Origin of the sequence: Nocardioides sp. zg-DK7169 (genome assembly GCF_013155365.1) — a bacterium.
In the GTDB taxonomy this organism is placed as follows: domain Bacteria; phylum Actinomycetota; class Actinomycetes; order Propionibacteriales; family Nocardioidaceae; genus Nocardioides.
Genome location: NZ_JABJRA010000010.1, coordinates 1 through 14,033, shown reverse-complemented (window position 1 = coordinate 14,033; position 14,033 = coordinate 1). Strand labels below are relative to the sequence as shown.

General features: G+C 70.6%; 11 protein-coding genes. 2 read left to right on the top strand and 9 right to left on the bottom strand.

Annotated elements, in window-relative coordinates; genetic code table 11:
* Positions 1-52: 52 nt before the first annotated feature.
* From HOQ23_RS15055 to HOQ23_RS15020, 8 genes are all read right to left on the bottom strand, one after another.
* A complete protein-coding gene (locus HOQ23_RS15055; protein WP_367650513.1) occupies positions 53-877 on the bottom strand; it encodes a cobalt transporter in 825 nt (274 codons plus the stop codon).
* Positions 874-1,587 (bottom strand): hypothetical protein, encoded by a 714-nt coding sequence (locus HOQ23_RS15050; protein WP_172215419.1) that lies wholly within the window; start codon positions 1,585-1,587, stop codon positions 874-876. Before HOQ23_RS15050 ends, HOQ23_RS15055 begins: the two co-directional genes overlap by 4 nt.
* Before the next feature lie 89 nt (positions 1,588-1,676).
* The gene (locus HOQ23_RS15045) at positions 1,677-2,459 is read right to left on the bottom strand and encodes a 2-phosphosulfolactate phosphatase (RefSeq protein ID WP_172215418.1); all 783 of its coding nucleotides are present in this window, start codon (positions 2,457-2,459) and stop codon (positions 1,677-1,679) included.
* Positions 2,456-4,414, bottom strand: a complete 1,959-nt coding sequence (locus HOQ23_RS15040; RefSeq protein WP_367650512.1) for a M13 family metallopeptidase — start codon at positions 4,412-4,414, stop codon at positions 2,456-2,458. The genes HOQ23_RS15045 and HOQ23_RS15040 overlap by 4 nt, the downstream gene beginning before the upstream one ends.
* Positions 4,415-4,472: 58 nt before the next feature.
* Positions 4,473-4,811 (bottom strand): hypothetical protein, encoded by a 339-nt coding sequence (locus HOQ23_RS15035; protein WP_172215417.1) that lies wholly within the window; start codon positions 4,809-4,811, stop codon positions 4,473-4,475.
* 104 nt (positions 4,812-4,915) lie between these two features.
* On the bottom strand, positions 4,916-5,893 hold the full coding sequence (locus tag HOQ23_RS15030; protein WP_172215416.1) for an NADPH:quinone oxidoreductase family protein: 978 nt from the start codon (positions 5,891-5,893) through the stop codon (positions 4,916-4,918).
* A gap of 36 nt (positions 5,894-5,929) precedes the next feature.
* Positions 5,930-7,186: a M15 family metallopeptidase gene (locus HOQ23_RS15025; protein WP_172215415.1), complete on the bottom strand. Its 1,257-nt coding sequence runs from the start codon at positions 7,184-7,186 to the stop codon at positions 5,930-5,932.
* Positions 7,187-7,245: 59 nt separating this feature from the next.
* On the bottom strand, positions 7,246-8,532 hold the full coding sequence (locus HOQ23_RS15020) for a DUF222 domain-containing protein (protein WP_367650511.1): 1,287 nt from the start codon (positions 8,530-8,532) through the stop codon (positions 7,246-7,248).
* Positions 8,533-8,814: 282 nt separating this feature from the next.
* Between HOQ23_RS15020 and HOQ23_RS15015 the strand changes: the two genes are divergently transcribed.
* Positions 8,815-11,919 (top strand): hypothetical protein, encoded by a 3,105-nt coding sequence (locus HOQ23_RS15015; RefSeq protein ID WP_172215414.1) that lies wholly within the window; start codon positions 8,815-8,817, stop codon positions 11,917-11,919.
* Between the two features lie 22 nt (positions 11,920-11,941).
* On the opposite strand, the gene HOQ23_RS15010 is transcribed toward HOQ23_RS15015, so the two are convergent.
* Positions 11,942-12,604, bottom strand: coding sequence for a hypothetical protein (locus HOQ23_RS15010; protein ID WP_172215413.1), 663 nt, complete (start codon positions 12,602-12,604; stop codon positions 11,942-11,944).
* 601 nt (positions 12,605-13,205) lie between these two features.
* Between HOQ23_RS15010 and HOQ23_RS15005 the strand changes: the two genes are divergently transcribed.
* Positions 13,206-13,787 (top strand): hypothetical protein, encoded by a 582-nt coding sequence (locus tag HOQ23_RS15005; RefSeq protein WP_172215412.1) that lies wholly within the window; start codon positions 13,206-13,208, stop codon positions 13,785-13,787.
* Positions 13,788-14,033 lie beyond the last annotated feature (246 nt).

Here is a 14,033-nt window from a genome sequence, read left to right as displayed (position 1 = left end):
CCGGCTGACACTTCGCCCCCGGCGTGCCCGGGTGTGCCCCCGGGGTGTGCGCTCAGGCGGCGAGCAGGTTGCCGACCGCGACCGCGCTGAGCACGCAGCCTGCGACGGTCACGCCGAGCGCGGCCAGCAGCGGGCCGACCCGGGAGGCGCGGTGCAACCAGGCGCGGTCGCCGAGCCCGCGCAGCACGAAGGTGCGACCGCCGAGGGCCAGCAGGCCGACGCCGAACAGCACCAGCGCCATCCCCGCCCCGAAGACGACGACGAGCAGCAGCGCGAAGCCGCTGCGGCCGCTGAAGATGCCGCTCACCAGGAGCACGAACGCCGCCGGCGCCGGCACCAGGCCGCCGGACACCCCGAGCAGCCAGAGCCCCGGCCGGTCGACGGTGCCGTGGCCGTGTCCATGTCCGTGGCCGTGTCCATGTCCGTGGCCGTGCCCATGCCCGTGCTCGTGCCCATGCCCGTGCTCGTGCCCATGCCCGTGGCCGTGCCCGTGGCGCCGGCCGGCGCACCAGCCGCGCAGCATCCACAGCCCCAGGACCACCACGATCACGCCGGCCACCACGCCGAGGCCGCCGGTCAGGCGCGCCATGGAGAGGTGGTCGGAGAGCGACAGGAAGGTCCAGGCCAGCGCGATCACCAGCGCCGACACGGTGTGCATCGCCGCGACGCTCGCCCCGAGGTACGCCGCGTCGCGGACCCGGCCCTGCGCGCCCACGAGGTACGCCGCGGCGAGGGTCTTGCCGTGGCCGGGCTGCACCGCGTGCGCGGCGCCGGCGAGGAACGCGACGAGCAGCGCGAGCGGGGCGAAGCCCGGGGCCTCGAGGAACCCGGTCATCCGCTCGGCGAGGGCGCCAGCGTCCGGCAGCAGCCCGGTCACGACGCACGCCCCCGCAGCCGACGGACCGCGAGCAGTCCGATCCCGAGCACGCCGCCCCCGCCCGCGGCCCAGCCGACGAGCGCGAGGCCACCGGCGGCGGCGTCGTTGCCCGTGGCCGGCCCGCGCAGGACGAGCTCGTGGGTGTCGGCCTCGGCGCTGAAGACCGCGGTCGCGCCGCCGGGCCCGGTCGCGAGGGTGCGGTACGCCGCGTGCAGGTCGGTGAGCAGCCGCGCGCGCACCGTCACCGCGTCCGGCGCCGTCGTCCCCGGGCAGGTGAAGGCGAGCCGGGCGCCGCGGGTCGCGAGGTCCTCGGCGGAGACCAGCGCCCCCTCGCAGGGCGTCACCCCGTCCTCGCCGACGCCCACCTCCAGCCGGGAGAGCAGGTAGCCGGCCAGGCGCGGGGACTCCGCGAGCAGCCGGGCGTCGTCGGCGTCGCTGGTCTCGGGCACCATCGCGCCGCCGCGCAGCACGTAGGCGCGCGGGCCGGCCAGCACGTCGAGGCGCAGCGCGAGCGAGGTCAGGTCGTCCTCGGCGGCGCGCCAGGTGATCTCGACCCCCTGCGCGCTCGCCTCGACGCTGAGCTGCTGGGGGTCGCCGAACGGGTGGGCCGCCGCAGGTGCGGTGCCCGCCAACGGGGCGCCGATGACCAGGAGCGCGGGGAGGACGGCGCGGAGCCGGCGCCGGCGGGCGGGGAGACGTCGGGAGTGCACGCCCGGCACCCTCGCCGGTCCAGCGCAACGTTCCTCGTCGCGCCGGCGGCCGCTCCGGGACGCGGAGGTGAACGGCTGGCGCCGCGGGCTCAGGTCTCGGGGGCGAAGGACTCCCCGAGGAGGCGGGGCACCACCCGGCTGCCGGTGAAGCAGGCGAGGTCGAGGTCGGCGGAGAAGCCGCGGGCGGTGAGCTCGCGACCGGTCGCACAACCGGCGAGCACGGCGGGGATCACGCCGGAGACCGCGGCGTACGCCGAGGCGGCGACCTGGGCCTCCACGCTCACGTCGACCACGCCCCGCTCGAGCAGCCCGTGGATCACCGCCCCGGCACCCCAGAGGTCCTCCACCGCGGGACGCAGCGAGCGGTCCGGCCAGCGCTCCCCCGCTGCGATGAGGGCGACCGTGCGCCCGGCCGCCAGCTCCTGGGTCAGCGTGTCGGCGACCGCCGAGGCGTTGCGCAGCGAGGCGGCCAGCACCGTGTTGGTACGACGGGCCGCGGCGAGCGCGAAGCAGATCGAGGAGCCGTTCGGGCTCGGCAGCACCAGCCGCTCGATGCCCTCGGAGGCCGCCACCGAGGTCGGCGACAGGCTCACCTCGCCGGGTCCCGCCCAGCTGCGGCCCACCGCCAGGCTGGCCGAGCGGGCCAGCGCATAGCTGGTCGCGCGCACGTCGGTCCAGGCGAACGGGTAGACCTCGATGCCGCGCTCGAGGGCCACCGTGACGGTGGTGGTGAACGAGAGCACGTCCACCACCGCCGTCACGTCGGCGTCCTGCGTGAGCGCTCCGGACAGTCCCCAGTCGAAGCGGACCGCCTCGTGCTGGGTGTGCGCGGGATTCGCCGCCGCGCGGCTGCCGGGAGCTCCGCGGCTCACCAGATGCGCACCCGGGCCGCGGGCTCGAGCCACAGTCCGTCGCCGGGCCGGGTCTCGAACACCTGGTGGAACTCGTCGAGGTTGCGCACGATGTTGGCGCGGAACTCCGGCGGGCTGTGCGGGTCGACGGTGAGGTACTGCTGCTCCTGCTCGCGGCGGCGCTTGGTGCGCCACACGAAGGCCCAGTTGGTGAACAGCGTGCGCCGGTCCTCGGCCGAGGCGGTGCCGCCCTGGGCGATCAGGTAGGCGCGGTGGGCGATGGTGAGACCGCCGAGGTCGCCGATGTTCTCCCCGACCGTCAGCGAGCCGTTGACCTTCTCGCCGGGCAGGCTGCGCGGCGAGAACCCGTCGTACTGCTCGATGAGCGCCTTGGTCTTGACCTCGAAGGCCGCCTTGTCGGCGGGGGTCCACCAGTCCTCGAGGTTGCCCTGCGGGTCGTACTGCGCGCCCTGGTCGTCGAAGCCGTGGCCGATCTCGTGGCCGATGACCGCGCCGATGCCGCCGTAGTTCTCGGCGGGGTGCGCGTCGGGGCTGAAGAACGGCTTCTGCAGGATGCCCGCGGGGAAGCAGATCTCGTTGGTGCCGGGGTTGTAGTAGGCGTTGACCGTCTGCGGCAGCATGAACCACTCGTCGCGGTCGACCGGGCTGCCGATCTTGGCCAGCTGGCGGTCGGTCTCGAAGGCGGACACCGCGGCGACGTTGGCAAGCAGGTCGTCGCGCGACACCTTCAGCGCGCTGTAGTCGCGGAACTTCTCCGGGTAGCCGATCTTGGGCCGGAAGGTGTCGAGCTTGGCGAACGCCCGCTGCTTGGTCTCCTCGGTCATCCAGTCGAGCTCGGTGATGGAGCGGCGGTAGGCCTCGATCAGGTTGGCGACCAGCTCGTCCATCATCGCCTTGGCGTGCGGCGGGAAGTGGCGCGCGACGTACTCGCGGCCCACGGCCTCGCCCAGCGCGCCCTCGACCAGCGAGACGCCGCGCTTCCAGCGGGCCCGCAGCTCCGGGGTGCCGTTGAGGGTGCGGCCGTAGAAGTCGAAGTTGGTCTCGGCGAAGTCGTCGGTGAGGTACGGCGCGACCGAGCGCAGCACCCGGGTGGTCAGCCAGGCCTGCCAGTCGGCGAGCGGGACCTCGCTGAGCAGGCCGGAGAGGTGGGAGAAGAACGACGGCTGGCGCACGATCACCTCGGCCACCGTCTGGTCGTCGCCGCCGAGGTTGGTGACGTAGGAGTCCCAGTCGAAGGCGGGGAACAGCTCCTTGAGCTCGGCCTCGCTGAGCAGGTTGTAGGTCTTCTGCACGTCGCGGGTCTCGGCGCGCTCCCAGTGGCCCGCGGCCAGCCGGGTGTCGAGCTCGAGGGTGGTGCGCGCGGCGCCCTCGGGGTCGGCGTGCCCGGCGAGGCCGAGCAGCCGGACGAGGTAGGCGACGTACTTGTCGCGGACCTCGGCGAACTTGTCCTCGCGGTAGTAGGACTCGTCGGGCAGCCCGAGGCCGCCCTGGCTGAGGTGGAAGAGGTAGCGCTCGGAGTTGCGGGCGTCGGTGCTGACGTAGGACCCGAACAGGCCGTGGCCGCCGAGCCGCTCGAGCTCGCCGAGCAGCGGGGCGACGTCGCGGACCTCGCGCAGCGAGGCGACGGCGTCGAGCAGCGGCTGCGCGGGGGCCAGGCCGAGGGCGTCGATGCGCTCGGTGTCCATGAACGAGGCGAAGAGGTCGCCGATCTTGCGGGCGTCCTCGGCGGCCTCGGCGTCGGACGCGCTCGGGGCGCCGCCGCCGGCGAGGTGCTCGATGATCTCGCGCACGTGCGTCTCGGCCGTGTCGGCCAGCTGCACGAACGGCCCCCAGCTCGAGCGGTCCGCGGGGATCTCGGTCTCCTCCAGCCAGCGTCCGTTCACGTGACCGAAGAGGTCGTCCTGGGGCCGGATGTCGGGGTTCATGCCCGGGCGGGCGTCGTCGAGAATGCTCACGCCACGACGATAGCCGCGGCCCCCGACGAGCGTCGGGGGCGGCGCGGCCCGAGCGGGCTCAGTGCTGGTGGTCGTGCCCGTCGTGGTCGTGCGGCTCCTCGCGCTCGATGGCGTCCAGGCGGCCGCGCATCAGGGCCAGGACGTCCTCGACGCTGGAGCCGTCGCGGCGCGCGACCTCGTCGACGAGCTCGCGCACGACGGCCAGGACACCACCCATGAGCGGGGAGATGTCGAGCTCGAGCTCGCCCTCCTCCTCGTCCATCGTGACCTCGATGGCCTCGATCTCGAGGAGCTTGCCGAACGCGGCCTCCATGGCCTCGCCCGTCTCCACGTCGGCGGCCGTGATGCCGTCGAGGATGATGTGGCCGGCCTGGCGGGTGATGTCGTCGATGCTCATGGCGCAATCCTGCCCCGTGCGGCCTGAACCGGTCCGCACCGGGGCGCGGCTGCCGGCCGGGGCCCTCCGCTCCGCCCTCCGTGCCCTCCCCGGCTCAGCGCACCTCAGCGCACCCGTACGACGGACTTGCCCAGGGTGCGGCGCTCGTCCATGTCGATCAGCGCGCGCCCGAAGTCGGTGAGCGGGTACGTCGTGCCGATCGGCGGGCGGATCGCGCCGCTCTCGATCATCGGCTCCAGCGCCGCCCACTGCTGCTGCATGTAGCCCGGGCGCGCCATCGCGAAGGCGCCCCAGCCGACCCCGCGCACGTCGACGTTGTTGAGCAGCAGCCGGTTGACCTTGACCTGCGGGATCCCCTGCCCGGCGGCGAACCCGACCACCAGCAGCCGGCCCAGCGGCGCCAGCACCCGCAGGGAGTCGGTGAAGGCGTCCCCGCCGACGACGTCGAGCACCACGTCCACGCCGCGGCCCTCGGTCAGCTCGCCGACGGCGTCGCGGAACTCCTTGAGCAGCACCACCTCGTCAGCGCCCGCGGCCCGGGCGAACTCGCCCTTCTCCGGGGTGCTCACCACCGCGATCGTGCGGGCGCCCATGCCCCGCGCGACCTGGAGGGTCGCCGTACCGACCCCGCCGGCGGCGCCGTGCACGAGCACGGTCTCCCCGGGCCGCAGCCCGGCCCGCTCGTCGAGGGCGAACTGCGCGGTCAGGTAGTTCATCGGCAGCGCCGCGCCCTCGTCGTAGGACAGTGCGTCGGGCAGCGCGAAGGTGGAGTCGAGGGGGCTGACCACCCGCTCCGCCGCCGCGCCGTACCCGCCCACACCGGCGACCCGGTCGCCGACCGCGAAGCGCGCCTCGGCGCCCGGCCCGAGCGCCGCGACCGTGCCGGCGAAGTCGACGCCGAGGGTGAAGGGGGTCTCGGGGCGCAGCTGGTACTCGCCCCGGCTCAGCAGCAGGTCGGGGAAGGACACCCCGACGCTGTGCACGTCGACGAGCACCTGGTCGGGACCGGGCTCGGGCTCGGGGACGTCGCTGACCGCGATGTCGGTGGGACCGGTGGTGGTGAGGACCTGGACGGCTCGCATGTGACGCACGCTACCCACCCGCGGCGCCCGCGACCCTCAATCCGGCTCGACGATCCGGGCGAGCTCGAAGTGCATCGGGTCGGTCCAGCGCCAGTCCCCGCCCCAGGCGAAGCCCCACTTCTTGAAGATCGCGACGACGCCGCGGTGCAGCTCCCCGGCCGTGCCGCGCTGGTTGCCGGGGACGTTGATGTCGAAGGCCAGGCCGAAGGAGTGGTTGGACAGCGTGGTCGTGCCGGCGATGAAGCGCGGGTAGTAGCATCCGGCGTACTCCTCGGGGTGGATCTCGTCGGCCAGCCCGCTCGCCACGACCTCCTCCAGCGCCGCGCGCAGCTGGGGGAAGATCGCCCGGTTGCAGGTCATCGTCCCGAGGATCGGCACGGCCTCGGTGCCGATGTGGCTGGCGACCCAGGCCGGGTCGGGCGCGATCCGGCCGCCGCCGAGGGTGCGGTAGCTGAAGGTGCCGACCGCGTCGGCCACGGTGCCGACCACGACCGCGGTCTGCACGGCGTCGGGGTCCAGGCCGAGGCGGGTGGCGATGTCGAGGAGCTGGACGGAGGCGTTGGCGCCGAGGATGCGCTTGACCGGCCCGCGGATCGCCTGCGGGGCGGTGATCGTCGTGGAGACCACGAGGGCGTTGCCCGGCTCCATGCCGAGCTCCTCGGCCCAGCGCTCGTTGACCACCGCGTCGATGGTCGGCACCTGCGGCGCCCACGCCCCGACGTGGGCGCTGGGCGAGCCGTCCTCGCTGCCGAGGCGCACGAAGTCCTGCTCGTCGAGCGGCAGGCGGGCCTGCAGCGCCGGACGCACCGCGATCTCACCGCCCGCCACCCGGTCCCAGACCGCCTGCTCCTCCGCGGTCGCGAGCCCGGTGAAGCGGCGGTAGCCCGCGGCGTCGACCGCGGCCACCGACAGCACCCGGTCCTCGACGCTCACCAGCGCCACCGACAACGGCTCCACCGCCGTCACGCCGGGCAGCCGGCGGATCCGCTGCACCGTCTCGCGCGGGATGGTCTGCTCGGTGGAGATGAGGATGTCGGCGGAGAGCAGCCGCTCGCGCAGCGGGCCGGGGCGGTCCACGGCGTACTCGGCGAACGGGTCGGTCGAGGTGTCCGCTGCGTCCGCCGGGCCGGCCGGGTCCGCGGGGCCGTCGGGGTCCTGGTCGGCGCCGGGCTGCGCCGAGCCGGCGCTGCCGTCGGCCGCTGGCCCGGGGTCCTCGGTCGGCGACTCCGCGCACGCGGCGAGGGCCAGCACGGCCGCGAGGCCGCCGGCGGCGAACGTGTGCCGCAGTCCCATCGTCGTACCCCCGTCCGACCCGAGCCCGGTGTTGGCGTCCGACGGTAGCCGCCGTCCCCTCATGTCCGCCGCGCGAACCGTACGTCGCCGTTGGCCAGCCGTTCGGTGGTGTAGGTCGGGTCGTGGGCGCGCTGGTGGTGCCACAGGCAGAGGAGCTCGAGGTCGTCGAGGTCGGTCGTGCCGCCCTGGGACCAGGGATCGCGGCGGTGGTGGGCCTCGCACCAGGCGGCCGGGATCGTGCAGCCCTGGCCCGCGCAGGTGCGGCGGCGCAGGAGCGCGGCTCGGCGCTGCGCGGGGCTGAAGAGCCGGCTGCTGCGACCGAGGTCGAGGACCTCGCTGCGGCTGCCGAGCACCGCCGGGACGATCCCGGCGTGACAGGCGAGGCGGCGCACCTCCCCGACGCTGACCGGGGTCTCGCGGTCGCCGCTGGTCGCGAGGGTGCCGTGCCCGAGGCCGCTGCGCAGGGCCTCCAGGTCGATGGTGATGACGATCTGGGTGGACGCGCCGCCGTGTGCGGGCAGCCGCGCCGGGTCGACGGACTCCAGCAGGGAGCAGAAGGCCAGGCCCATGAGGCGTTCCTGGGTCAGCCGCGCGCCGGTCGCCGGGTCGCGGCCGCTGACGTCGCCGCTCGATGCGGCGTGCCGCGGCGAGGTCCAGGCCTCCAGCAGGGTGCGCAGGCGGGAGGCGACGGCGTCGGGGACCCGGGCCTTGACGTCGCTCGCGCCGTCACCGCGGGGGTGGATGGTCAGGCGGGTGGCGTTGTTGGCGCGCCGCTGGGCACGCTCCAGCGCCTGGCGCTCGAGCTCGTCGTAGTGCTCGGGGGCCACCACCTCGAGGATGCGACTGGCGAGCAGCTCGAGCTTGCGCGGCTCGTAGGTCTCCGCGAGCGCGACCAGGTGGGCCTCGGCGCGGTCCAGCACGTCGGCGGCCACCTCGTCGGACGGCAGGTCGTCGAGCGCCTTGACGATGACGTGGGCCTGCTCGACGCGCATCCGCCCGTCGGCCAGTGCCTCGCCCACCCGCCCCCAGCGCTGGGAAATCGCCGAGGCCAGCAGCTCGGCGCGCCGCGCGGCGCCGTACCCGGTCAGGGTGCGCGAGGCCAGCCAGGAGGCTGGGGAGCGCGCCCCGTCGTCCTGGGCCAGCCCGCCGGGGCCACCGGCGGCGTCGATGACGCGCATCCGCAGCTCCTCGAGCTGACCAGCCAGCCGGGTCAGCTCGACCAGCGCGTCGCGGTGCGCCGCAGCCGGCAGGTAGATCGCGTCGACGTCGCGGACGGCCGCCAGCGACGCGGCCATCTCGGCCACGCACCGGCTCACCGGGTGCTCCGCCACCGCCTGCACGCTCACGGTCGTCTCCCTGCGTCGACTGAGGTCTAGTCAAGCAGTGACCACCGACACTTCTGGGCGGCAACGACAGCGTCCGGCCGCGGCTACGAAGAGGGGCAATCCGCCCAGATAGACGCAATCCGCCGCCATCATCAACGCGCAAAAGGCCGCGGTCGCCTCCGAGTCTCTTCGGGCCAGGTCTGGGCTCAGAGCGCGGGTGACGCCCGAGCCCGTGAGTAGGAACGTCCGCGACGCTGCGCGGCGCACCACTGCCCAGTCGGCGCGTGCGGTCAGACTGGGCTCGTGGCAGAACCGATTCCCGAGGCTGAGGCCTTCATCAGCTTCAAGCTCAGCGAGATGTCCTCCAGGAACGAGCATCACGAGTTCGAGGAGATTGCGACCCGAATCGCGCGCAAGCGGATCAGCGCGAACATCCTCATCGCGACCGGCCCGGTGAGTTCGGGCGGAGATCAGCAGCGGGACGCTGAGACCTACACGACCCGGATTCCTGAGGAGTTGCCGCACTCTGCCGGCTTCTCGGCGTCCGCGTCGACCCAACCGATCGTCGTTGCATGCACGGTGCAACGAACCCGGCTCAAGGACAAGGTTCTCGCGGACCTGGCGGGCATCTGTGCAGACGGTGCCGACCCGGTGGAGCACGTCGCGTTCTTCAGCGTTCACCCGATCTCCGAAGGCGTCACGCACGAGTTGAAGGAGACAGCCCGCGAGACGTTCGGTGTCTCCCTCGACATCTTCTGCGGCACCGACATCGCCACGTTCCTCGCCGAGCCTGACCTTGTGTGGGTCGCGTGCCACTACTTGGACATGCCGGCGGCGACGGTGCCGCCGGTCAACGACGACCGGGTCCCAGAGTGGTACGCCGAACTGTTGGAGAGCCTTCGCCGCAACCGAGGCCCCGCGGCATTGACCCCAGCGACGCAGGGTGAGGTGGCGGCCGGGCTGCGCCATGCCACCTGGGACTCAGACACCAACGCAGACCTGCCCGAGTGGCTGGACTTCATGGGAGCCTTCCTCGCTCACCATCACAGGGGCGAAGACTCAGAGTTGGTGTTCCGGGCCTGCTACGAGATGGCGATCGCGAGATTCCGCGGGATGGGTGAATCCAGCGGTGTCGAAGAGCTCATTCGGCGCGCGATTGCGTACGCGAGCGGGTCGAGCCACGCAAACGTCCTCGACGACGCGTTCATCTTGGCCAGTTACTGGGGCGTCGTGTGGAGCACCGGCAGGACAGAAGCAACCACGGCTGAGATTGCTCACGCTCTCGAGCTGCTCCGCACGCACGGGGTCGAACTGCTCGGCAACACCGACCCGGACGTGTATCCGATTCGCGCAGCGACCTTGACCGGGGCGCTGGCGTTCAGCTACCTCATCCCCGACTGGCGGGTCTCGGAAGAGAAGTTCGGCCGACCGGCCCGGGCAGACATTTCGGCGACCGTCGGCGTCCAACTCGACCCCAGCGACATCAACGTCACGAGCCTGCCCGCTGAAGCAGTCGACGTTGACAACGCCATGACGTACCTCGCGCAACTCGTCGATCTGCTTCCGACAGCTCGCGCGTACTCGGCACGCCAGCTTGCCATGTTGTTCACCATGTTCACTCCGGCACTCGTCGACCATCCGAGCTTCCGCAAAGTCAGTGATGGCCTCGACGAGGCCGTCACGCGAGTTGAGGGGGACTCTGCCCTCGCTGAACGATGCCGCGACCGAGGCATGGCGCTCATTCGGGCTGGCAGGCTCCTCGAAGGTCTAGCCGAGCTCCACCATGCGAAGGCGCGGTGGTTCAACGGCGACACCCTGTACGGCGCAGTCCTAACGATGCGGTTCATCGCGAAGGTGTACGACGATCTCGGCCTGTCGTACGCGGCGAAGCTATACGCTTGCTCAGCCGCCACGTTGGCGTTGACCCACGGTGACGACGAAACGAAGGAACATGCGCCGAAGGCGCTGCTCGAAGCCGCCAGGTACGCGCAACGTGCCGGGACGTGGGCCGACGCCGCCGGGCTGACGGAAGTTGCCGTCCTGGCTCGAGCGCAGCACGTGCCGGACCCGTTCGACTTCGACAAGCACACCGATCTGGAAGACCTCCGCATCGGGCAAGCTCTCGAAGTGTCGGCTGTGCGTCAGTTCTGGCCTGACCTAGAGACCGTGATCCAAGAGGCGCACTGGGCGAACACAGGTTGGTTCCAGATCGTCGAAGAAGTCATAGGAGGCGCCGAAGACTCGTCGTACCTGATGTCCGAGGACGAGTTTCAAGATCAAGCCGTCGAGCAACTCACCGGGCCTCTGTTTGCTGACCTGGGCCCAGAGCGTGTGGTCGACTTTGCCGCGCTCGGCATCCGATGGATCTTCCGGTTCACCAACGACAAGACCACTGTTCTGACCGCTGAAGGGCTCTGCGCAGCCTTCCAGGTCTTCGTCGCCGACATTGCGCTTTGCCATCCAGTGGTCATTGCCAGCACCGTCCACATCGCCGTCGACGTGCGTGCCGACGCGGGCCGCCGCGAGGTCGACGACTTCACCCTCGACGACTCCAACGCGGAACTTCAGGTCTACCTCACGTTGTCCGCGGACGTCGACCAGCGAGACGAACACGCCGCCTCGCTGATGAGCATGTGCTTTCAGCTCGTCCAGGCTGTCCACGCCGGCCCTCCGGCCGAACTGCAGGCGACGATGGAGCCAATGTTCGTCGACGGCCTCTCACACAAGCTGATGATGGGGCGCTCATACCAGGACGCTGCTGACCTTCTCAAGGCTGAACACTACGAACGCTGCGCCGCCGCCACTCCTCCCGCCAGCTCAGCTCGTTTCGAGCCAACGGCGCACGACGTGCTCGGACCTTCCACTGCGCCCGGGACCAGCTACGACCTCGACGAATCGCTACATGCGATCCGCAGGCGCTACGAGTTCGCCTTCACGGTGATGCGGTACACCTATCCACGTCTTCTCGCGGATGAAGCCATCAGAGCAACCATCGCCCGCCTCCGTGCTGACGGCTGGCTCGACTGGCAGACGCTGTCGATCTTGGCGAACGTGAAGTGGAACTGGCGCATGCGGGATGCGGGTATCCAGCTCGGCGTTGGCGACCCACGCGAAGCGGCACGCCTTGCCCGCGAACCTGAGACGTCGGACTCGCCCGTAATTCCGCTCAAAGCGTTCAATGCCGATGACGTCGCCTTCAATGCCCGCGTGCAGACCGCCACGTTCGCACAGACGTGGGGCCTACGAGGTCGGGTCGAGCGTCGCGACGAGCATGCGATGCGTGACCTCCTCGTCCGCAGATTCGGTTTCAGTGTCGACGATGTGCCACATCGCGACATCCTGGACTGCCTAGACGAGAACGGACGTTTGCTTCCGTTCGTCGAACCTGAACCTGACTCGGAGGCGTAGTTGCTTGCTCGCCTTGGCCCGCTCAGGCCGAGGTCCAGCGCGCCATGGCGGCGGGGTCGAGGCGCTTCTGGTACCGAAGGTGTTTTCCGGCATTGAGCTGCCTGGCCAGATCTGCCAGTTCGAGTGGACTAGTTCTGGGCCAATCGTTGCGGAGGGCTTCGACGGCGAGCTGTTCGGGAACGAGTCGGTGACCGTGGTCGCGCATGAAGGTTAGGGCTTGGACCGCGGTAGATCGTTCACGCGAGTCGACGAGGCCCTGGTTGAGGATCGGCAGCATTGAGATGCTCTTGACCATCGACTTGATGGCGGCGCTTGCTTCCGGGATCGCGGCGACCGGCTCGCCTCCAAGGAACTCGGCGTCGTGCGCGGTGATCCACGGCGCATGCGACTTGTGTCCGCGTACGAGGACCAGCCCGTCGAGGTCGGCGTGCCCCTCAAGGTCCAGGATCTCGTCGAGGTGCAGGCACCACGCGATGACAGTTCCCGTCCGCGGACGAGCGGCGAAGCGGCTGCGCCGGTTTCCCGTGATGCCGATCGGCAGCCCCGAACTCGTCAGAAAGGGCGACGCTTCGATGGCGCTGGTGCTGGGACCGACGACCGTGACCTTGCCTGCGTTGGCCCACCGTCGCGCAAGACGGAACGACTCGGCCAGGTCGACGTGAGGATCAATGTAGGCGCGGCGCATGCGCCGAATCTAGATGCGAGCGCCGACAGTTGCCGCCAAGTCAATCGGTGCCGCCCCCGCTGTTTCGCAACCGACGCGCGTCTCTGCTGACGCGAGGCCAATAGGCGATCGAGCCCCAAACGCGAGGAGTAGTCATCGATCCGAGGCAGCCAACCGCGATTCTTTCCTCCCCTTACGCATGCCACGTGTGCTCGACCACCGGCGCCGCCTTCCCCGGGCGCCCGCGCCCTATACGGCGGCATCAGCCTGAGCGGGAGAGGGTGCCTCGGCGCGCACATGCGCCAGGTTCTCGAACAGGTTGTAGGCGCGCGCGAGGAGCACGCCTTTCTAGCTCCCCGGCTGACGATCGCAGCTGAGACGAGCCTCGAGCGCGGCCCGCGGAGTTTGTATGGACCGCGTCGTTCCGCCGCTTGTCAGCCAGCGAAGAGATCGTCCGTAGCACCTGCAGCATGTCACGGAGAACTAGCCTTTGCTGCACACGAACACCGCAGGAGGCAGCGTGACGGACGCGCTAGAACCGAAGAGCGAGGCAAGGCGCAGGACCGAGGAGACCATCGAGGCAGTCGCAGCGACTGTTCCATTCGTTGGGGGCGTTCTGGCGGTGAAGTACGCACAGGCCTTCCGGCGAGCCGATGAAAGAAGATATCGGCAGTGGCAGGACCAGATCGAGGAAGCGCTCGACGCGATCGCGCAGCGAACCGACGGCCTTGATGTCGACGCGTTGTTCGCCGATGACAACTTCGTTGACGCCATCGCGACCGCGACACGGATTGCGGAGAAGTCTGCGGCGGACATCAAGCGGGCTGCCCTCCAGAACGCGCTGTTCAATGTCGCGGTCGGCGACTCTCTTGAGGGTGACAAGCGAGCCATCTATCTGCGCTACATCGACGAGCTCACTCCGTCCCACCTTGCGTTGTTGCGCCTGGCCGACGATCCGCCGGGATGGTTTAGCCGACGGAACCGGCCATGGCCCGGCGGCAACCTGATCGACGTGGTGATCGCGGCCTTCCCAACATGGTCAGGGGATGAGGCATTCATCGACACGATCGCGGGGGACCTAGCGTCACGGGGACTTGCCGAGTTGCCGCTGAGAACGATGATGACGGCCAACGGTGTGATGGCTCAGAGGACCAAGTCCAAGGGTAGAGAGTTCATGAGGTTCATCAGCGGACCGTTCGATTGACACTAGGGTGGATGTACGAAGCAACACCGTCCGATCGGTCCTGGGGACTGCCCCCAGTTGAGTTGACACCTGACCTCTGAGGTTTCGACCTCAAGCGGAAGGATGTCCCCGTGGCAAAGTGTCGCGTGCCGGGTTCAGTGGAGGCTCTGAACTGACGCGCTGAGGGTAGTCGGCGCGGGGTTGTGCCGGTAGTGCTCGTCCTCGAACTCAACGGGTGGGACGAGGCCGATCTCGCCGTGCAGGCGT